This is a genomic window from Klebsiella sp. PK01 (genome assembly GCF_057624675.1).
The window spans coordinates 197,103-217,665 of sequence record NZ_JBYEZM010000003.1; the positions used below are offsets into that span (position 1 = coordinate 197,103).

The window sequence follows — 20,563 nt, forward strand, 5'->3', positions numbered from 1 at the left end:
TCGGCGTTATCTTAGCGAACCATGCAAGGACGTTTGTTATCAAAGGTCCAGTTCGGGATTAAATATTGCATCGCCATGGCGTCATCACGAGCGCCCAGGCCATGTTTCTTATATAGCTCATTAGCCTGCATCACGCGGTCCATATCCAGCTCAACCCCCAAACCTGGCGTCGTCGGCACCTGCACCATACCGCCTTTGATTTCAAACGGCTGTTTGGTCAAACGCTGGTTGCCCTCCTGCCAGATCCAGTGGGTATCGATAGCGGTAATTTTACCCGGCGCCGCCGCGGCCACATGGGTAAACATCGCCAACGACACATCGAAGTGGTTATTAGAGTGCGAACCCCAGGTCAGGCCAAATTCATGACACATTTGCGCCACGCGCACCGATCCCTGCATGGTCCAGAAGTGCGGGTCAGCCAGCGGAATATCCACCGATTGTAACGACAGCGTATGGCCCATCTGCCGCCAGTCGGTGGCAATCATGTTGGTTGCGGTCGGCAGCCCGGTCGCCCGACGGAATTCGGCCATCACTTCGCGGCCGGAGAAACCTTGCTCAGCGCCGCATGGGTCTTCCGCATAGGCCAGTACGCCTTTCAGTTGCTTGCCTATCTGGATGGCTTCATCCAGCAGCCAGGCGCCGTTCGGGTCGAGGGTCACGCGCGCGCCAGGGAAACGCTTCGCCAGCGCGCTAATAGCTTCGGCTTCTTCAAAACCGGCCAGTACCCCGCCCTTCAGTTTAAAGTCATTGAAGCCATATTTTTCGTAAGCGGCCTCCGCCAGGCGAACTACCGCCTCTGGCGTCATCGCCTCTTCATGACGAATACGGTACCAGTCGCACTGCTCATCCGGTTGGCTTTGATAAGCCAGCGGCGTCGCGTGGCGGTTGCCGACGAAGAACAGATATCCCAGCATTTCGACTTCGCTCCGCTGTTGGCCGTCGCCAAGCAGAGAAGCAACGTTCACGCCCAGATGCTGGCCCAGCAGATCCAGCAGCGCCGCTTCAATCCCGGTCACCACGTGAATAGTGGTGCGCAGATCGAAGGTTTGCAGGCCGCGGCCGCCGGCATCGCGGTCGGCAAACTGGTTACGCACGGCATTCAGCACATTTTTGTACTCGCCCAGCGTTTTCCCCACTACCAGCGGCGCGGCGTCTTCCAGCGTCTGGCGGATCTTTTCGCCGCCGGGAATTTCGCCGACGCCGGTATGCCCGGAGTTATCTTTGATGATAACGATATTACGGGTGAAGTACGGCGCGTGCGCGCCGCTCAGGTTCATCAGCATGCTGTCATGCCCGGCGACCGGGATAACCTGCATAGCGGTCACAATTGGCGTTGAAGATGATGTAGTCATGACGTAATCCTTTTTAATTAATGACGGCCGAAAACGGGGCGTTTACGGTCGAATGTCCAACCGGGAATCAGGTACTGCATCGGGCCCGCATCATTACGCGCGCCGCCAGGCAGCGCCTTATAGGCCTCATGAGCTTTATGCACCTGTTCCCAGTCCAGCTCCACGCCGAGTCCCGGCGCGTCTGGCACGGCGATTTTGCCGTTGATAATTTGCAGCGGATTTTGCGTCAGGCGCGAATCGCCCTCCTGCCAAATCCAATGGGTATCGATAGCGGTCGGCTTGCCCGGCGCCGCGGCGCCGACGTGGGTAAACATCGCCAGCGAGATATCAAAATGGTTGTTCGAGTGGCAGCCCCAGGTCAGCCCCCAGTCATCGCACAGCTGCGCCACCCGCACCGCGCCAGAGAGCGTCCAGAAGTGCGGGTCAGCCAGCGGAATATCGACGGCGTTGAGCATCACCGCATGCCCCATCTCGCGCCAGTTAGTGGCTATCATGTTGGTCGCCACCGGTAACCCGGTTGCGCGACGGAACTCGGCCATCACTTCCCGGCCGGAAAAGCCCTGTTCCGCGCCGCACGGATCTTCGGCATAGGTCAGGACATCCTGCAGCCCTTTGCACAGCATAATAGCTTCATCCAACAGCCAGGCGCCGTTCGGATCGACGGTAATGCGCGCGTCAGGGAAGCGTTTTTTCAGCGCGCGAGCGGTGTCGATCTCCTGCTCGCCAGGTAATACGCCGCCTTTTAACTTAAAGTCTTTAAAGCCGTAGCGATCCTGAGCCGCCTCCGCCAGTCGCACCACCGCGTCGCTATTCAACGCCTGCTGATGACGCAGGCGATACCATTCGTGGTTGCCTGGCGTCTGCGCAAGGTATCCGAGATCGGTTTTTTCGCGGTCGCCGATATAGAACAGGTAGCCCAGCACGGTCACCGCATCACGCTGTTTGCCGGGCCCAAGCAGTTCGCAGACCGGGACATTCAACACCTTGCCAAGCAGGTCGAGCAGCGCGGCTTCCAGCGCCGCCACCGCATTGACTTTCAATTCGAAGGTCCATGCGCCTTTGCCGAAGGTGTCAAAATCCGCCGCCTGGTTGCCTTTATGTACCTGCTGCACCACGCGGTTGAGGCGAGCGACTTCCTGCCCAACTACCTGCGGAATCGCCTCCACCAGCGTCTGATAGATGACTTCGCCGCCGGGCGCTTCGCCGACGCCGGTATGCCCGGCGTTATCGGTTAACACCACGATGTTGCGGGTAAACCAGGCGTTATGCGCGCCGCCGATATTCATCAGCATGCTGTCGCGCCCGGCGACCGGAATCACCTTCATTTCGGTAACAATTGGGCTGGATTGGGTATTCATGATTAACGCCCCGCAACCGGTTTAAGTTCGATACGTTTGATATCGCCCACCAGCACCAGGTAGCTGAGAACCGCCACCAGCGCATGGATACCGACGTAAATCAGCGCGCCGTTGAAAGAGCCGGTGGTGCCGACGATATAGCCGATAGCGATAGGGGTTACGATGCCGGAAATATTGCCGAACATGTTGAACAGACCGCCGGACAGTCCGCTAATCTCTTTCGGCGCGGTGTCCGCCATTACCGCCCAGCCCAGCGCGCCGATGCCTTTACCAAAGAAGGCCATCGCCATAAAGCCGATGATCATCCATTCCACATTCACGTAATTACACATCAGCATGGTCATGGACAACAGCATGCCCAGCACGATCGGCGTTTTGCGCGCAATATTCAGCGAGCCGGTACGGCGCATCAACCAGTCGGAAATAATCCCGCCCAACACCCCGCCGACAAAGCCGCACACCGCCGGAATAGAGGCGACAAAGCCCGCTTTAAGGATCGACATGCCGCGCGCCTGCACCAGATAAACCGGGAACCAGGTGATAAAGAAGTAGGTTAAGGCGTTGATGCAGTACTGACCGATATAGATCCCGACCATCATTCGCGAGCCAATCAGCTGCTTGATTTGGCCCATTTTTACGCTAAAAGGCACCTTCTGCGCACTGCTCTTTTGATCCATGTTGATCAACGCGCCGCCTTCGGCGATGTAGTCCAGTTCTTTCTGGTTCACGCCTGGATGGTTATTCGGATCGTGGATCACTTTCAGCCACACGAAGCTGATGACAATACCCAGTCCGCCCATAAAGAAGAATACGTGCGACCAGCCCACTTCATGGGTCAACCACCCCATAATCGGCGCGAAAATAACGGTAGCAAAATACTGCGCGGAGTTAAAAATCGATACCGCCGTCCCTCTCTCCTGCGCCGGGAACCAGGCGGCCACAATACGGCTATTGCCCGGGAACGAGGGCGATTCGGCAAGGCCGACGAGGAAGCGCAGGGTAAACAGCGCGATGATAATGCCAAAACCGCTAAAGATATCCACGAAGCCCTGCAGCAGGGTAAACACGGACCAGATAAAGATGGACCAGAAATAGACGCGTTTAGAACCAAAGCGGTCAAGCAGCCAGCCACCGGGGATCTGTCCGATCACATAGGCCCATGAAAACGCGGAGAAAACGTAACCCATGCCAACAGGATCGAGGCCGATATCCCTGGCCATTTCAGAACCGGCGATCGACAGCGTCGCACGGTCGCCATAGTTAAAGGATGTGACGATAAACAGCATCACCACTATCCAATAGCGAGCATTGGTGCGCTTTTCAGCGGCGCTCGCAGCCTGACTTAATGAACTCATTGTTGTACTCCTGAATCATAGCGTTTAGCTACGTTCATTCTGAACAGCACAACCTGTAGGGTAATCAGAATGACGTGTTAGTGTTTTTTTTCGTTATATCTGGCGTACTGCTTTTGTCACTGGCAGGAAAAGTATAAAAAGAGGCCTCGACGGGCTCACCGTGCATATACACAGCTTTAGCGGGCGGAACTGCGTTAGTTTGTGGCGCATGCCTAAGGTTGTGGGGAGTAGTTCACGGAAATGGAAAACCCTCGCCTGCTTAGAGGAAGATGGGCAATATAACCTTCAGAGTGTGAATCGCCTCTCTTGACGCCGGGGAAACGCAAAGAAAAAAGCCATAGCGATGGCATGGTTATCAGGCACATGCCCGAAGCCGGGAGGAATGGAGAACGTTAAGATAAGCCTGACCGTTTATCCGGCCACTGGCAGCTTAAGCGCGCCCTCTACGTAGGGAGAGGGCGTTCTTAATAGGATTAGTCGAGCAGTTTCGCCCACGCTTCTACCCAAGGATTGGAAACGCTTTCCGGTTCCGGGTCTTCGCTGGCGTCGATGGTGAGCATCTCGCCGATACGTCGCGCGCCCTGTTCCTGCAGCAGCGCATCAAAGGTTTTACCGCCGCCGCAGAAATTAGCGTAGGTGCTATCGCCAAGCGCGATAATGCCGTAGCGCAGATGCGGCTGATACATATCTTTAATGCCTTCATACAGCGGAACGATACTGTCCGGCAGATCGCCCTGCCCGGTGGTCGACGTCACGACCAGCACGTACTTGCCGGTATAGGATTCCCAGTCTTTCACTTCCGGGTCCTCAAATACCGTCGCTTTATGCCCCAGCCCGCTCAGAATGGCTTCCGCCTCCTCGGCGACCAACAGCGAGTTTCCGTACATTGTGCCGACAAAAATTCCGACTTCTGCCATAGTGATTATCTCCCTGGATTATCCGCGATACTCTCATCCTGACCGCTGTCGTCGGCAAACTCAACCCTTTCATTTAACGGGAGAAGCCCGCGCCAGCCAAACTGCGACAGCGCGCGCATCCAGACGTCATCCAGACCCGCGCGAATCGTTAGCGGCTCGCCGGTAAAGGGGTGTGTTAATGACAGCTGGCTGGCGTGCAGCATCAGACGATTGCAGCCGAAATGTTCAGCGGCGCTGCGGTTTTGCCGTAGATCGCCATGTTTGCTGTCGCCGAGGATCGGATGGCGCAGATGGGCCAAATGACGACGCAGCTGATGTTTACGTCCGGTTTTCGGCTCCAGCTCCACCAGCCCGTAGCGGGTGGTCGGATAACGGCCGGTGGCGACCGGCATTTCTACCGTTGCCAGGCCGCGATAGTGGGTCACCGCCGGCTGCGGGCCTTTATCCTCACGAGCGAACTTATCGGCGATTTTGTCCAGCTCTTCCACCAGCGGGTAATCCAGCACATCCTCTTCAGTCAGCCAGCCGCGAACGATCGCGTGATAACGTTTTTGCATCTGGTGTTGCTCAAACTGCTGCGCCAGCAGCCTGCCCGCCTCGCTCGATAATCCCATCAGCAGCACGCCGGAAGTCGGCCGGTCCAGACGATGAGCGGTGAAGACGTGCTGGCCGATTTGATCGCGCACGGTCTGCATCACCACCACTTTCTCATCGCGGTCCAGCCAGCTGCGGTGCACCAGCCAGCCGGAAGGCTTATTCACCGCCACCAGCCACTCGTCCTGATAAATGATCTCCAGCATCAGGCGTCGTCGTCCGCGAATAATGCATCCAGCAGCAGTAGTTCAGCCACGATAGCTTCGCGCGCCGGATGAGCTTTATCCAGCGCCATCTCGTAATAAGGCGCGACGGCAAAGTTCTGCGGCAGCGGCATACCGCTGGCGATCAGTTGATGCAGACGCGGGATCAGCACCCACTGCAGCCATTCCAGCGGTTCGAGCGTGTCCAGGCAAAACGGCTGTTCGCTGGCGAAAGCGCTGCTATCCGGCGCCTGTTCCTGCCAGTGGTTTGTTTCGCGCAGCAGCGCTTCAATGGCGTGCAGGCGATCGCGCACGCTAGCGTGAAGGGTCATGGGGAAACCTCGATGAATTGTAAACCGGGCGCAGGATAGCAAATCCGCGAGAGAAATAAAAAAAGGGAGCACTGTATAAACAGTGCTCCCGGTTCGTTTTGCAGCATTCCAGCTACATTGGTGCTCCCTGCTCGTCCTTGAAAACTTTTCCTGAGGTCTCCTGACCAAGTTCATCCTTAAACTAGCGCATCCTGCTTTCACACCACCCCGATGTGAAATAACTTATCCCTAAGTGTGTCCAGATCTTCCTGATCCACCGTTCATCCTGAGCGGCTCTCGTTCTCCATCCTGGAGGTGTCCATTACGCAATCCTGCGTTATCCTTGCTTCATCCTGAAGCCTGTCCTTGCAACGCCATCCCGGCGGGTCCTGCAGAAGAGCCATCATCCTGATGTTCTCTTCATTTCGCGACTCCCTGTCGACGTACATAGGATCACTGATTCCGCCTCTTCTTACAAGACTTACTACGACAATCTCTTAAGATTAGTGGCCAGACTAAAAGACCATATAATTATCAAATCATTTTATAACAATAAGTTAGATGTAATCCTTACGTTTAAAATTGCTGAAAATGATGACGATCTCTTACAGGTCTTGTAAGAGATCTCTCACAAACAACCAGGGTAAATGGATTACAGAAGGGGCTCAAGCTGATTCAGGAAACTCGCAAGTGAGTGAGAAAGGGTCTCTCTTTTTCGGGTTCCGAGCGTCTCTTTAATGACTTCGCCGCTCAGATTGCAGACCGAAATAACCTCCAGTTCGCTATCCAGCGTGGCGATAAACAGCGTCGGCGATAGCTTGAGGCGTTTTTGCACCACCAGGTGACCAATAAGGTTTTCCTGCACTCGCTGGAAGTCATCCGGGCTCCAGGCCTGCAATAAAGTAAGGTCCTGCGCCGCAAAGCGGGCGTGCATATCGCCAGCGAACTGAGTGGTATAATAACTATGAATTGGCTGTTGTACCACAATCTCCAGCGCTCGTTCAACTCCATCGAGATGGCGTGCTAACGTAAACGGCTGCGGCTGCCAGAAAACGGCATCGTCTTCACTAGCGCTGATACAGGGAGATGGGATGCCATAAAGGTCTTCGCTACGCGGCAGGCTGGCATAACGCTGCTGCCACGCATCGCAGTAACGTTGGGTAAATGATTGCAGCGCTTCTATGGTCTGATGATCCACCGGTTTCTCTCTTCACGTTAGACAGGATACACTTGGCATATAGTGTACCCGCTTTACTATGGTGAAACATGTCTTCTTACGATAATCATCAGGCGCTGACCGGCCTGACGCTCGGTAAATCAACGGATTACCGTGATACCTATGACGCTTCGTTGCTGCAGGGCGTGCCGCGTAGCCTGAACCGCGACCCGCTTGGCCTGCACGCCGATAATCTGCCATTCCACGGCGCCGATATCTGGACGCTGTACGAGCTGTCGTGGCTGAATGGCAAAGGCCTGCCGCAGGTCGCCGTCGGCTACGTGGAGCTGAGCGATACCACCGTCAATCTGGTGGAATCGAAAAGCTTCAAACTGTACCTGAACAGCTTCAACCAGACCCGCTTCGCCGACTGGCAGGAAGTCCAGGCCACGCTGACCCGCGATCTCAGCGCCTGCGCCCAGGGCGAGGTCAAGGTTTCGCTGTACCGCCTCGATGAGCTGGAAGGGCAACCGATCGCTCATCTGCACGGCGCCTGCATCGACGATCAGGATATCGAGATTGATAACTATCAGTTCAGCGCCGACTACCTGCAGGACGCGGCCAGCGGCAAAGTCGTCGAAGAGACGCTGGTCAGCCATCTGCTGAAATCAAATTGTCTGATCACCCACCAGCCAGACTGGGGCTCGGTACAGATTCAGTATCGCGGGCCGAAAATCGATCGCGAAAAACTGCTGCGCTATCTGGTGTCGTTCCGCCATCACAATGAGTTCCACGAACAGTGCGTCGAACGCATCTTTAATGATGTGCTGCGTTTCTGCCGTCCGGAATCGCTTTCCGTGTACGCTCGCTACACCCGCCGCGGCGGCCTGGATATTAATCCGTGGCGCAGCAACGGTGAATTCGTGCCGGCAACCGGCCGTCTGGCGCGGCAATAAGCGAAATTTTTCACATTTTGCGTGCGTTAACGCGTACGCAAGGTTGTGGAAAGACTACGGCCAGGGCTATTGTAATCACAGGAAGACGATAATCGTCCTGTAAGGAGTTCACTTGATTACACACGTTAGCCCGCTTGGTTCAATGGATATGCTGTCACAGCTGGAAGTGGATATGCTTAAACGCACCGCCAGTAGTGACCTGTATCAACTCTTTCGCAACTGCTCGCTTGCTGTGCTCAACTCGGGGAGCCTGACCGATAACAGCAAGGAGCTACTGTCTCGTTTTGAAAACTTCGATATTAACGTGCTGCGCCGCGAACGCGGCGTGAAGCTGGAACTGATCAACCCGCCGGAAGACGCTTTCGTCGATGGCCGTATTATCCGTTCCCTGCAGGCCAACCTGTTTGCCGTGCTGCGCGATATCCTGTTCGTCTACGGGCAGATCCACAACACCGTCCGCTTTCCGAATCTCGATCTCGAAAGCTCAATTCACATCACCAACCTGGTGTTCTCGATTCTGCGTAACGCCCGCGCGCTACACGTCGGCGAAGCGCCGAATATGATTGTCTGCTGGGGCGGCCACTCTATTAATGAAAATGAGTACCTGTACGCGCGCCGCGTCGGAACCCAGCTTGGCCTGCGCGAACTGAATATCTGCACCGGCTGCGGGCCAGGCGCCATGGAAGCGCCAATGAAAGGCGCCGCCGTCGGCCACGCCCAGCAGCGCTATAAAGACAGCCGCTTTATCGGCATGACCGAACCTTCCATTATCGCCGCTGAGCCGCCAAACCCGCTGGTCAACGAACTGATCATCATGCCGGATATCGAAAAGCGTCTCGAAGCGTTCGTACGCATCGCCCACGGTATTATCATCTTCCCGGGCGGCGTGGGTACTGCGGAAGAGCTGCTTTATCTGCTGGGCATCCTGATGCATCCGGATAACAAGTCGCAGGTGCTGCCGCTTATCCTCACCGGGCCGAAAGAGAGCGCCGACTACTTCCGCGTGCTGGATGAGTTCATCGTTCATACCCTCGGCGAATCGGCTCGCCGCCACTACCGCATTATTATCGACGATGCCGCTGAAGTGGCGCGCCAGATGAAAAAAGCGATGCCATTGGTCAAAGAGAGCCGCCGCGAAACCGACGACGCCTATAGCTTCAACTGGTCGATTCGTATCTCGCCGGACCTGCAGATGCCGTTTGAGCCAACGCACGACAATATGGCCAATCTCAAACTTTATCCGGACCAACCGGTGGAAGTACTGGCCGCCGACCTGCGCCGCGCCTTCTCCGGTATTGTCGCCGGCAACGTGAAAGAAGTCGGTATTCAGGCTATCGAGAAATATGGCCCTTACAAGCTGCATGGCGATCCGGAAATGATGCGCCGCATGGACGATCTGCTGCAGGGCTTCGTTGCCCAGCACCGCATGAAGCTTCCGGGCGGCAGCGCCTACATTCCGTGCTACGAAATCTGCTCCTGATAATGTAATACCTCTCCCGGGCGGCGGTCGATCCCCTGCCCGGGCACTCCCGCCCGTTATTTCCAGTTAATTAATTTTTCTAATTAATGATTCGTAGAGTTTCCACATAGCCAATCGTTTGCGTTTCCAAAAAGAGCAATAAAATTCACCATAAAAATAACATTATGGCGAAAAAACGTCGTTTACATCACTTTTTTGCAGCAAAAACCTCGTTATTTGGTAACAGAGCTTTTATCTCATGTGCTGCAAATGATAGCCTTCGCGCCACATTTATCTGGCTGATCACCATAAACAGACTGTTGGGCTAAAAACGTTCAGGTTTAAAGTGGATTATTGCATTTGGGATCCCGATCACTGATGTATTTTCCATATAAATGTATCTTGCCGCCCAATTGTTACGGAGAAAATTTCTAAAAAACCGTAAAGCAGCGAATTTCATATTATTTAATCGTTTTTATTTACTAGATTTTGTTGATTCCTCCAGGAGATACAGATGGAAACCACACAAACCAGCACTATCGTTTCGGGTGAAACCCGCAGCGGATGGCGCAAAACGGATACCATGTGGATGCTGGGCCTGTACGGCACGGCGATCGGCGCGGGCGTTTTGTTCCTGCCAATCAACGCCGGCGTCGGCGGTATGATCCCACTGATTATCATGGCGATTCTGGCCTTCCCGATGACCTTCTTCGCACACCGCGGTATGACCCGCTTCGTGCTTTCCGGTAAAAACCCGGGCGAAGACATCACTGAAGTCGTTGAAGAACACTTTGGCGTGGGCGCAGGTAAACTGATTACTCTGCTCTACTTCTTCGCAATCTACCCGATCCTGCTGGTTTATAGCGTGGCGATCACCAACACCGTCGAAAGCTTCATGGCGCACCAGCTGCACATGACGCCGCCGCCGCGCGCCATTCTGTCGCTGATCCTGATTGTCGGCATGATGACCATCGTTCGTTTCGGCGAGCAGATGATCGTTAAGGCAATGAGCATCCTGGTATTCCCGTTCGTTATCGCGCTGATGATCCTGGCTCTGTACCTGATCCCGCAATGGAACGGCGCGGCGCTGGAAACCCTGTCGCTGAGCAGCGCGTCAACAACCGGTAACGGTCTGCTGATGACCCTGTGGCTGGCGATCCCGGTGATGGTCTTCTCCTTTAACCACTCGCCGATCATCTCCTCCTTCGCGGTAGCGAAGCGTGAAGAATACGGCGAAGGCGCAGAGAAGAAATGCTCCAGCATCCTGGCGCGCGCTCACATCATGATGGTGCTGACCGTTATGTTCTTCGTCTTCAGCTGCGTACTGAGCCTGTCTCCGGCAGACCTGGCGGCGGCGAAAGAGCAGAACATCTCGATTCTGTCTTACCTGGCGAACCACTTTAACGCACCGGTTATCGCCTGGATGGCGCCGATCATCGCGATGATCGCTATCACCAAATCCTTCCTCGGCCACTACCTGGGCGCTCGTGAAGGTTTCAATGGCATGGTGATTAAGTCTCTGCGCGGCAAAGGCAAAACCATCGAAATCAACAAACTGAACAAGCTGACCGCGCTGTTTATGCTGGTCACCACCTGGATTGTGGCAACGCTGAACCCGAGCATCCTCGGCATGATTGAGACCCTGGGCGGTCCAATTATCGCGATGATCCTGTTCCTGATGCCGATGTACGCAATCCAGAAAGTTCCGGCCATGCGCAAATACAGCGGCCACATCAGCAACGTCTTCGTTGTGATTATGGGCCTGATTGCCATCTCCGCGATTTTCTACTCTCTGTTCAGCTAATTCTTTTAAGACCTCCCCTCGCGCCGCTTAACGGCGGCGCGCTTTCCGACAGTACTGGAATACATCATGATCAGCGTATTCGATATTTTCAAAATCGGCATTGGCCCATCCAGCTCCCATACCGTTGGACCGATGAAAGCGGGCAAACAATTCACCGACGACCTGATTGCGCGCGGCCTGCTGGCTGACGTCAGCAAAGTCGTCGTTGACGTATACGGCTCTCTCTCCCTGACCGGTAAAGGCCACCATACCGATATCGCCATTATCATGGGGCTGGCCGGCAATCTGCCGGATACCGTCGACATCGACGCGATCCCGGGCTTTATCCAGGACGTTAATACCCACGGCCGCCTGCTGCTGGCGAACGGCCAGCACGAAGTCGAGTTCCCTGTCGACCAGTGCATGAATTTCCATGCCGACAACCTGTCTCTGCATGAGAACGGCATGCGCATTACCGCGCTGGGCGACGACAAGGTGCTCTACAGCCAGACCTACTACTCCATCGGCGGCGGCTTTATCGTCGATGAAGAGCACTTCGGCCTGACCACCGAAGCGCCAGTTGCCGTACCTTATCCGTACAAAAACGCCGCCGATCTGCAGAAACACTGCAATGAAACCGGCCTGTCGCTCTCCGGGCTGATGATGCAGAACGAGCTGGCGCTGCACAGCAAAGAAGAGCTGGAACAGCACTTCGCCGCGGTGTGGGAAGTGATGAGCGCCGGTATTGAGCGCGGTATCACCACTGAAGGCGTGCTCCCGGGCAAACTGCGCGTTCCGCGCCGCGCCGCCGCCCTGCGCCGTATGCTGGTGAGCCAGGACAATACCAACAGCGACCCAATGGCGGTAGTGGACTGGATCAACATGTTCGCGCTGGCGGTAAACGAAGAGAACGCCGCCGGCGGGCGTGTCGTCACCGCGCCAACTAACGGCGCCTGCGGTATCGTTCCGGCGGTACTGGCCTACTACGACAAGTTTATCCGCAAGGTGAACGCTAACTCTCTGGCCCGCTATATGCTGGTCGCCAGCGCCATTGGTTCGCTGTATAAGATGAACGCCTCTATCTCCGGCGCCGAAGTTGGCTGCCAGGGCGAAGTCGGCGTGGCCTGCTCGATGGCGGCGGCCGGTCTGGCGGAGCTGCTGGGCGCTAGCCCGGCCCAGGTGTGCATCGCCGCGGAAATCGGTATGGAACATAACCTCGGCCTGACCTGCGACCCGGTTGCCGGCCAGGTGCAGGTACCGTGCATCGAGCGTAACGCTATCGCGGCGGTCAAAGCGGTTAACGCCGCGCGTATGGCCCTGCGCCGTACCAGCGAACCGCGCGTGTGCCTCGATAAGGTTATCGAGACCATGTATGAAACGGGCAAAGATATGAACGCCAAGTACCGCGAAACCTCTCGCGGCGGCCTGGCGATGAAAATCGTCGCCTGCGATTAACGCCTCTGGCCCGGCACGCTTCGGCATGTCGGGCCAACTCTCCTCCAGCCCTGGCTCATTCTGCGAGCCTGCTTCCCGAACTTCGCTCTACCAATAGCCTCGTATTGCCACCGATGTTACCCTTATAGCCTGAGAACAAAGGGAGATATCTTGTGGCTGTTCATCTGTTAATTGTCGACGCGCTCAACCTGATCCGCCGTATTCATGCGGTGCAGGGTTCCCCCTGCGCGGATACCTGCCTGCACGCCCTCGAACAGCTTATCGTCCACAGCCAGCCGACGCATGCCGTGGCGGTGTTCGACGATGAAGACCGCGCTCACGGCTGGCGCCACCAGCGGCTGCCGGAATATAAAGCCGGGCGCGCGCCGATGCCGGAAACGCTGGAAGCGGAAATGCCGGCGCTGCGGGCGGCTTTTGAACAGCGCGGAATACGCTGCTGGGCGCTGCCCGGCAGCGAAGCGGACGATCTGGCGGCCACGCTCGCCGTTAAAGTTGCCCAGGCCGGGCATCAGGCTACCATTGTCTCGACCGATAAAGGCTACTGTCAGCTGCTGTCGCCGACCATTCGCATCCGCGATTATTTCCAGAAACGCTGGCTGGATGCGCCGTTTATCGCCAATGAATTCGGCGTGACGCCGGAACAGCTCCCGGACTACTGGGGTCTGGCGGGGATTAGCAGTTCGAAAGTACCGGGCGTTGCCGGGATTGGGCCGAAAAGCGCGGCGCAGCTGTTAACGGATTATCAGGATTTAGAAGGCATCTACGCGCGGCTTGCGGATGTGCCGGAGAAGTGGCGTAAGAAGCTTGAAGAGCATAAAGAGATGGCGTTTACCTGCCGGGAAATCGCCCGCCTGCAAACGGACTTACAGCTCGATGGCAACCTGCAGCAGCTGCGGTTGCCATCCGCGTGATCCCCGGCCGTGCTGATGCGTGACCGGGGCTGCTGAGCGCTGATTAGCGCTCGTCGCGGCGGCCGCCGACCGCCGCCCACAGGCGACGCACGTGCACGGTCACTTCTTCACGATCGTGATACAGCTGACGGGCCTGAATCTGCGCGTTAATACCGTGCTCATCAAGCTGCGCCTGGATATAGGCCAGGTTTTGCGACACCTCTTCATAGCGCTTTTTCATCGGCAGCTTGAGGTTAAAAATGGTCTCGCGGCACCAGCCGTTCACCAGCCACTGGGCCATTAACGCCGCCACTTTCGCCGGTTTCTCAACCATGTCGCACACCATCCACGAGATGTTGTTGCGGTTCGGACGATAGCGGAAGCCATCTTCACGCAGCCAGGTCACCTGTCCGGTATCCATCAGGCTCTGCGCCATCGGGCCGTTATCGACCGAAGAGACCCACATGTTGCGCTTCACCAGCTGATAGGTCCAGCCGCCCGGGCAGGCGCCGAGATCCACCGCGTACATGCCATTCGCCAGACGCTCGTCCCACTCATCCGCCGGAATGAAGACGTGAAATGCCTCTTCCAGCTTAAGCGTCGAACGGCTCGGCGCATCGGAAGGGAACTTCAGGCGCGGGATCCCCATATAAAACGGCGAGTTGTTATTGCTAAAGGAGTAGCCGGTATAGCAACAGCCGGGTGCGATAAAGAACACGTGCACCACCGGACGCTTAGGCGTTTCATAGTTAGTCAGCACGCCAGCTTCACGCAGCGCCGCGCGCAGCGGCACCGTGAACTTGCGGCAGAACTTCATCAGCTCTTTGCTTTCGTTGGTATCCGCGACCTCAACGCGCAGATCGCCGCCCTTTTCCACCACGCCCTGCAGCATGCCGACGATCGGCGTGATGCGGTCTTCCGGCGGCAGGTCGCGCAGCAGTTCGCCAACGACGAACATCTGGCGCGCGAAAATCAGCGAGCTAAACGGCAGATCGCGCACCAGCTTCTCGCCGTCGCCCTGTTGATAGCACTCAAAAATCACATAGCCGGAGTCGTCTTTGACCCGGGCAAAACCGAATACCTCAAGGCGGGCTGCCTTATCGGTAATTTCTGCTGCGCACTCTTTCTCAAACCCGGGGCGACAATAGAGGACAACCTTATTCATGAACAACGCCCTTACGTTTCAGACGAATTGCACCAATTAACATTAATACCCAACCGGCAAGGAAGCAGACGCCGCCTACCGGGGTAACGAACGCCCACAGGCGTAAATGCGACAGCGCCAGGCAATATAAGCTGCCGCTGAACAACACGGTTCCCAGCGCCAAAAACACGCTGCTCCAGTAAAACCAGATGCTTATCCGCCGCTGCATGGCGACAGACAGGCCTAAAATCGCCAGCGTATGAAACGCCTGATACTCAAGGCCGGTGTGGATCCAGGCCATTTCGGCCGCACCCAGCGATTTACTTAATACGTGTGCGCCAAAGGCGCCCAGAGCCACAAAGATAAAGCCGCTGATGGCGGCAAAAATCAGCATAAAACGGCTGGTCATGTTGATACCCTACAAAGTCAGTTAACGCCTGGTCATCAGGCCGTTATTGTTCGTAACGAAAGCGGAATTTTTCTTGTTCGCTCGCCGCCTTCGCTAAAATCCACTGGCGGAAAGCGGCTATTTTACCCAGTTCAGCCTGACTGTCATGACAAACAAGGTAAAACGCGTTCTTACTGACCAGAACATCATTAAACGGGCAGACCAAACGGCCTGCTTCAATTTCGGACTGGGCCATAACGTTATTGGCCAGTGCGACGCCTTGTCCATGGATTGCCGCCTGCAGCACCATCGCGCTGTGGCTGAATATCGGTCCCTGTTGCACATTGATATGATTTAGACCCAGTTGCCGGGTATAAGTTTGCCAGTCGCGGCGAGAGGCATCATGTAACAGCGTATGTTGCGCCAGATCGGCAGGCGTTTTCAACGCTTTGTCGCCGGTTAACAGCAATGGCGAACAAACCGGCAGTAAATATTCGGCGTACAGTTTTTCAACACGCAACCCCGGCCAATTGCCGCGGCCATAGAAAATCGCCACGTCGACGTCGTCGGCCAGTTTATCTTCCTGACGGTCCACCGCCTGGATCCGCACGTCGATCCCCGGATAAGCTGAGTTAAAGCTTGAGAGTCGCGGCACCAGCCACTGAATGGCGAAACTGGGCAATAAACTAACAGTTAGCGCCCCTTTCGCGCTGCGCGCCTGCAGTTTACGCGTCGCTTCGGTGAGCTGCGAAAAAATCTCTTTAATATCCTGAAAATAGCTTTGCCCCTCTTCCGTTAACAGCAGCGAGCGATTGCGTCGACGAAACAGCTTCAGGCCCAGAAAGTCCTCTAGTGACTTGATTTGGTGACTTACTGCGGCCTGCGTCACAAAAAGCTCATCGGCTGCGCGAGTGAAGCTCAGATGACGTGCGGCTGCATCAAAAACACGTAATGCATTCAGAGGTGGTAATCGCTTCGACATGGTTATTCTGACTGAGATGTTAACGAGTTTTAACAAATAGGAAACAACAGTTAACCTATTAGTTTTTTTTATCTGAGCCATTATAAATTGTCCGTTGAGGTTCTACCAGCAAATACCTATAGTGGCGGCACTTCCTGAGCCGGAACGAAAAGCTTTTTTTGGAATGCGTGTTCCAACAAGCTTTTGGCTTACGGTTGTGATGTTGTGTTGTTGTGTTTGCAATTGGTCTGGGTTTGCAGACCATGGTAGCAAGGCTACCTTTTCACTTCCTGTACATTTACCCTGTCTGTCCATAGTGATTTAATGTAGCACCGCAATGCGCGGTGCTTTTTTTTGCCGAAAAATCACCGTTCTCCCCGCCTCCTCGCTATCACCAGCCTTGCCCTAATGGGGAATTTGCGCGACGATCGTGATATCGATATGAGGAATTCCATGAACGCATTCAATCCCGCCCACTTCCGCGCCCAGTTTCCAGCCCTGGCGGATGCCGGCGTCTATCTGGATAGCGCGGCGACGGCGCTAAAACCGCTGGCCGTAATCGATGCCAGCGACCAGTTTTATCGCCTGAGCGCCGGCAACGTCCACCGCAGCCAGTTTGCCGCCGCCCAGCGTCTTACCGAGCGCTACGAGGCGGCGCGCGAACGCGTCGCAGGCTGGCTTAACGCCCCTTCCGGCAAAGATATCGTCTGGACCCGCGGCACCACCGAAGCTATCAATATGGTCGCGCAGAGCTACGTGCGCCCGCGCCTGCATCCTGGTGATGAAATAATCGTCAGCGAAGCCGAACACCACGCCAACCTGGTACCGTGGCTGATGGTTGCCGAACAAACCGGCGCGCGGGTGGTCAAGCTGCCGCTGGGCGCCGATCGTCTGCCGGATATCGCGCAACTCCCTTCGCTTATCTCTTCACGCAGCCGGGTGCTGGCGATTGGCCAGATGTCTAACGTCACCGGCGGCTGCCCCGACCTGCAGCGTGCCATTGCTCTCGCCCATCAGGCGGGAATGATAGTGATGGTTGACGGCGCGCAGGGCGCGGTGCACTTCCCGGCCGACGTGCAGGCGCTGGATATCGATTTTTATGCCTTCTCCGCCCACAAGCTGTATGGACCAACGGGTATTGGCGCGCTATACGGCAAAAGCGACCTGCTGGCGGAAATGTCGCCATGGCTCGGCGGCGGCAAAATGATTACTGAAGTCTCATTCGATGGTTTTAAAACCCAGCCCGCCCCCTGGCGGCTTGAAGCCGGGACGCCCAACGTCGCCGGCGTTATCGGCCTCAGCGCCGCGCTGGAATGGCTGCAGGAAATCGATCTTGCACAGGCGGAAAACTGGAGCCGTAGCCTGGCGACGCTTGCGGAAGACGAGCTGGCAAAGCGGCCCGGTTTTCGTTCGTTCCGCTGTCAAGATTCGAGCCTGCTGGCCTTTGATTTCAAGGGCGTACACCATAGCGATATGGTTACGCTGCTGGCAGAGTCCGGCATTGCGCTGCGCGCCGGGCAGCATTGCGCGCAACCGCTGCTGGCGGCATTAGGCGTCAGCGGTACGCTGCGCGCCTCATTCGCGCCGTACAATACGCAAGATGATGTTTATGCGCTGATGCACGCTATCGACCGCGCGCTGGAAATACTGGTGGATTAATGATGACCTCGCAACCTTTAAGCGCCGCGCTCAACGAAGCGACGCTGCGCCAGACCTTCGCCCCGCTGACCCAGTGGGAAGATAAATACCGCCAGTTGATTTTAGTGGGTAAGAAACTGCCGCCATTAACGGACGCCCAGCGGACACAGGCGAAAGAGATCGCCGGCTGCGAAAACCGCGTCTGGCTCGGGTATCAGGTTGATGCCGAGGGCAAGATGCACTTCTTTGGCGATAGCGAAGGGCGTATTGTGCGCGGCCTGCTGGCGGTGCTGTTAGCCGCCTGCGAAGGAAAAAGCGCCGCTGAGATTTTAGCGAAAGATCCGTTGGCGCTATTCGATGAGCTGGGTTTGCGCGGGCAGCTTAGCGCTTCGCGCAGCCAGGGGCTGCAGGCGCTAAGCGACGCGGTGCTCGCCGCCGCCCGCGAGGGCTAATTCAAACGCCGTCTTCCCGGCTTGCGCTACGCTGAGCCGGGCTACGTTTCTGCGCCGTCCGGAAAAAGTCCCTCAGGCTATCCCCCTTGACGCTGCGCTTTCGCCAACATCTTCTTCAACGCATGGGATACGGCGACAAAACCAAAAGTCGCCGTCACCATGGTCGCCGCGCCAAAACCGGAGGCGCAATCCATCCGCTTCGGCCCTTCCGCCGTGCTTTTCATTGCGCAGACGCTGCCATCCGCCTGCGGGTAGACCAACGCTTCGGTCGAGAAGACGCAATCGATGCCCAGCTTTCCTTTACTATTCTTCACTACGCCGAACTGGCTTTTCAGCCGTTCACGCAGTTTCGCCGCCAGCGGATCCTGAATAGTTTTCGCCAAATCAGCCACCTGGATCTGCGTCGGATCGATTTGACCGCCGGCTCCGCCGGTCGTCACCAACGGCACTTTATAACGACGGCACCAGGCGATCAGCGCCGCTTTTGGCCTGACGCTATCGATAGCGTCGATAACATAGCTAAAGCCCGCTCCCAGGTATTCCGCCACGTTCTCCGGCGTGATGAAATCATCGATCACCGTAACCCGGCACTCCGGGTTAATCAGACGTATACGCTCGGCCATCACTTCCGCTTTCGCCAGCCCAACGTTACCGCCAAGGGCGTGGATTTGGCGATTGGTATTGGTGACGCAAACATCATCCATATCAATCAGCGTAATCGCGCCAATCCCGGTTCGCGCCAGCGCTTCCGCCGCCCATGAACCGACGCCGCCGATGCCGACCACGCAGACATGCGCATCGGCAAAACACTGCAGCGCCTTTTCGCCATATAAACGCGCCGTGCCGCCAAACCGCTGGCGCCAGGCATCGCTGATTACTACAGACATAAAACCTCAGAATAAAGTAGAGACCCCGGATCCGGCGCGTTACGCGGATCCGGGTTAGAAACATACGGACGTTTAAACGTTAACCGCTAAAGACGCTACCGGCGCCTGGCGCGTTTTTCAGCACCCACACGCGGCCATAGTGGTTATACCAACCGGCGCGATGACCGGCATCCGGGCCAATGCCCTGGTAGATATCGAAGTGCTGGCCTTTAATCGCCCCGCCGACATCCAGCGCCACCATCAGGCGTAGCTCGTACTGACCGTTAAACTTACCGTTATTATCCAGCAGAGGCACCTCGGCCAGCAAGGTGGTTCCCGGCGGAATAATCGAACGGTCAGAGGCGACCGACGCGCGGCCAATCAACGGTACCGCGCTGGCCCCTTTCACCGGCGCGTAGGACTGCGGTTTAAAGAAGACGAAAGATGGGTTCTGTTCCAGCAGCTCGCGAACTTCCGCTTCGCTATGCTTTTCGCCCCATTCACGGATCGCCTGCATCGACATATCTTCCCGCTTCACTTCGCCGCGGTCGATAAGCACTTTACCGATACTACGGTAGGGCCAGCCGTTTTTCCCGGCGTAGCTGAAGAAGTTAAGCGGCGAACCGTCGCCGAAATCGATATAGCCGCTGCCCTGCACGTCCATGATGAAGTTATCCATCAGCGAGTTGCTGTACGCCAGAACGTAGTTATCGCTGAGCGCTCCGGCATAGATGCTGGCGCGGGAAGGCAGCTTGCCGTTTTTCGGCGGCATACGGTAAATAGGATACTGGAACTCGCCCTGGCGAGTGTGGCGGGCCTGCACGACCGGGGTGTAGTAGCCGGTAAACTGCACGTTGCCGTAGTTATCGGCACCCTGCATCTGCCAGGCATCAATACCAAACTGGCGTAACGTGCGGGTATCGCCGCCGGAACGCAGCCACTCCTGAATCGCGTTATAAACGCTGCTCTGGCTGTTATAGAGACGCGGAGAGGCGCTACGAATCTGACCAACCTGCTGGGAGAAGTCGCCGGCGTTAATCGGCGCGCCTACCGCATCAGGTTGGTTTACCAATGAAAACGGCTGGGTAAACTTGCCATCACTATATTGCTGACCGCGATCGGTCGGTTTCGAGGAACAGGCGGCGAGCATCGCCAACATCGCCCCTGTCGCTACATATTTTGCCCAACGTCCTTTCATGGTATCTCTTCTTTATTGCTGCTAAGCCTTAGTGCGTGATGAAGATAACAAACCCATGCGGCTAATGAAATGCGCGAAAGCGAGCTGCAGCCCAAATTGTGTAAAAATCCGCCCATCGCTGTCTACT

Annotated in this window: 19 protein-coding genes; 7 read left to right on the forward strand and 12 right to left on the reverse strand. The window is 56.3% G+C overall.

Translation table 11 applies throughout. The annotated features are described in order from the left end of the window. Positions 1 to 11: 11 nt before the first annotated feature. From gudD to syd, 7 genes are all read right to left on the reverse strand, one after another. A complete protein-coding gene (gudD, locus tag AC22LX_RS10565) occupies positions 12 to 1,352 on the reverse strand; it encodes a glucarate dehydratase (protein WP_045397593.1) in 1,341 nt (446 codons plus the stop codon). A 17-nt stretch (positions 1,353 to 1,369) separates the two neighbouring features. After that, positions 1,370 to 2,710, reverse strand: a complete 1,341-nt coding sequence (locus tag AC22LX_RS10570; RefSeq protein WP_045397596.1) for an enolase C-terminal domain-like protein — start codon at positions 2,708 to 2,710, stop codon at positions 1,370 to 1,372. A 2-nt stretch (positions 2,711 to 2,712) separates the two neighbouring features. Beyond that, positions 2,713 to 4,065: an MFS transporter gene (locus AC22LX_RS10575; RefSeq protein ID WP_045397599.1), complete on the reverse strand. Its 1,353-nt coding sequence runs from the start codon at positions 4,063 to 4,065 to the stop codon at positions 2,713 to 2,715. A 473-nt stretch (positions 4,066 to 4,538) separates the two neighbouring features. After that, a complete protein-coding gene (locus tag AC22LX_RS10580) occupies positions 4,539 to 4,982 on the reverse strand; it encodes a flavodoxin (RefSeq protein WP_015369957.1) in 444 nt (147 codons plus the stop codon). Positions 4,983 to 4,987: 5 nt separating this feature from the next. Further along, positions 4,988 to 5,782, reverse strand: a complete 795-nt coding sequence (gene truC / locus AC22LX_RS10585; protein WP_045397602.1) for a tRNA pseudouridine(65) synthase TruC — start codon at positions 5,780 to 5,782, stop codon at positions 4,988 to 4,990. Continuing rightward, positions 5,782 to 6,111, reverse strand: a complete 330-nt coding sequence (locus tag AC22LX_RS10590; RefSeq protein ID WP_045397605.1) for a YqcC family protein — start codon at positions 6,109 to 6,111, stop codon at positions 5,782 to 5,784. The genes truC and AC22LX_RS10590 overlap by 1 nt, the downstream gene beginning before the upstream one ends. A 631-nt stretch (positions 6,112 to 6,742) precedes the next feature. Next, positions 6,743 to 7,288 (reverse strand): SecY-interacting protein, encoded by a 546-nt coding sequence (gene syd / locus AC22LX_RS10595; protein WP_045397607.1) that lies wholly within the window; start codon positions 7,286 to 7,288, stop codon positions 6,743 to 6,745. A gap of 68 nt (positions 7,289 to 7,356) precedes the next feature. Here syd and queF point away from each other — a divergent pair, with 68 nt between their 5' ends. The 5 genes from queF to xni all read left to right on the forward strand — a co-directional run bounded on the left by queF (position 7,357) and on the right by xni (position 13,810). Then, complete coding sequence (queF, locus tag AC22LX_RS10600; protein WP_045397610.1) at positions 7,357 to 8,202, forward strand: NADPH-dependent 7-cyano-7-deazaguanine reductase QueF; 846 nt, start codon at positions 7,357 to 7,359, stop codon at positions 8,200 to 8,202. A gap of 112 nt (positions 8,203 to 8,314) precedes the next feature. Continuing rightward, entirely contained in the window at positions 8,315 to 9,682 is a 1,368-nt protein-coding gene (gene ppnN / locus AC22LX_RS10605; RefSeq protein WP_045397613.1) for a nucleotide 5'-monophosphate nucleosidase PpnN, read from the forward strand. 493 nt (positions 9,683 to 10,175) lie between these two features. Next, entirely contained in the window at positions 10,176 to 11,465 is a 1,290-nt protein-coding gene (locus AC22LX_RS10610) for an HAAAP family serine/threonine permease (RefSeq protein WP_045377485.1), read from the forward strand. 66 nt (positions 11,466 to 11,531) lie between these two features. Further along, positions 11,532 to 12,899 (forward strand): L-serine ammonia-lyase, encoded by a 1,368-nt coding sequence (locus AC22LX_RS10615; RefSeq protein WP_045397617.1) that lies wholly within the window; start codon positions 11,532 to 11,534, stop codon positions 12,897 to 12,899. A 152-nt stretch (positions 12,900 to 13,051) separates the two neighbouring features. Continuing rightward, a complete protein-coding gene (gene xni / locus AC22LX_RS10620) occupies positions 13,052 to 13,810 on the forward strand; it encodes a flap endonuclease Xni (protein WP_045397621.1) in 759 nt (252 codons plus the stop codon). A 43-nt stretch (positions 13,811 to 13,853) separates the two neighbouring features. On the opposite strand, the gene rlmM is transcribed toward xni, so the two are convergent. The 3 genes from rlmM to gcvA are packed head-to-tail and all read right to left on the reverse strand — an operon-like array spanning position 13,854 to position 16,303. Continuing rightward, positions 13,854 to 14,954 (reverse strand): 23S rRNA (cytidine(2498)-2'-O)-methyltransferase RlmM, encoded by a 1,101-nt coding sequence (gene rlmM, locus AC22LX_RS10625; RefSeq protein WP_015369947.1) that lies wholly within the window; start codon positions 14,952 to 14,954, stop codon positions 13,854 to 13,856. Then, positions 14,947 to 15,342, reverse strand: a complete 396-nt coding sequence (locus AC22LX_RS10630; protein ID WP_015369946.1) for a DUF423 domain-containing protein — start codon at positions 15,340 to 15,342, stop codon at positions 14,947 to 14,949. The genes rlmM and AC22LX_RS10630 overlap by 8 nt, the downstream gene beginning before the upstream one ends. A gap of 43 nt (positions 15,343 to 15,385) precedes the next feature. Next, positions 15,386 to 16,303 carry a glycine cleavage system transcriptional regulator GcvA gene (gene gcvA / locus AC22LX_RS10635; RefSeq protein WP_015369945.1) on the reverse strand — a complete coding sequence of 306 codons (918 nt, stop codon included), beginning with the start codon at positions 16,301 to 16,303 and terminating at the stop codon, positions 15,386 to 15,388. 432 nt (positions 16,304 to 16,735) lie between these two features. On the opposite strand from gcvA, the gene csdA reads away from it, so the two are divergent. Continuing rightward, the gene (gene csdA / locus AC22LX_RS10640; protein WP_045397624.1) at positions 16,736 to 17,941 is read left to right on the forward strand and encodes a cysteine desulfurase CsdA; all 1,206 of its coding nucleotides are present in this window, start codon (positions 16,736 to 16,738) and stop codon (positions 17,939 to 17,941) included. Beyond that, complete coding sequence (gene csdE, locus AC22LX_RS10645) at positions 17,941 to 18,372, forward strand: cysteine desulfurase sulfur acceptor subunit CsdE (RefSeq protein WP_045397627.1); 432 nt, start codon at positions 17,941 to 17,943, stop codon at positions 18,370 to 18,372. The genes csdA and csdE overlap by 1 nt, the downstream gene beginning before the upstream one ends. A gap of 77 nt (positions 18,373 to 18,449) precedes the next feature. On the opposite strand, the gene tcdA is transcribed toward csdE, so the two are convergent. Together tcdA and mltA are read right to left on the reverse strand one after the other, a co-directional pair. Continuing rightward, positions 18,450 to 19,259, reverse strand: a complete 810-nt coding sequence (tcdA, locus tag AC22LX_RS10650) for a tRNA cyclic N6-threonylcarbamoyladenosine(37) synthase TcdA (protein ID WP_045397631.1) — start codon at positions 19,257 to 19,259, stop codon at positions 18,450 to 18,452. 79 nt (positions 19,260 to 19,338) lie between these two features. Next, entirely contained in the window at positions 19,339 to 20,436 is a 1,098-nt protein-coding gene (gene mltA / locus AC22LX_RS10655; RefSeq protein ID WP_045377497.1) for a murein transglycosylase A, read from the reverse strand. Between the last annotated feature and the right edge of the window lie 127 nt (positions 20,437 to 20,563).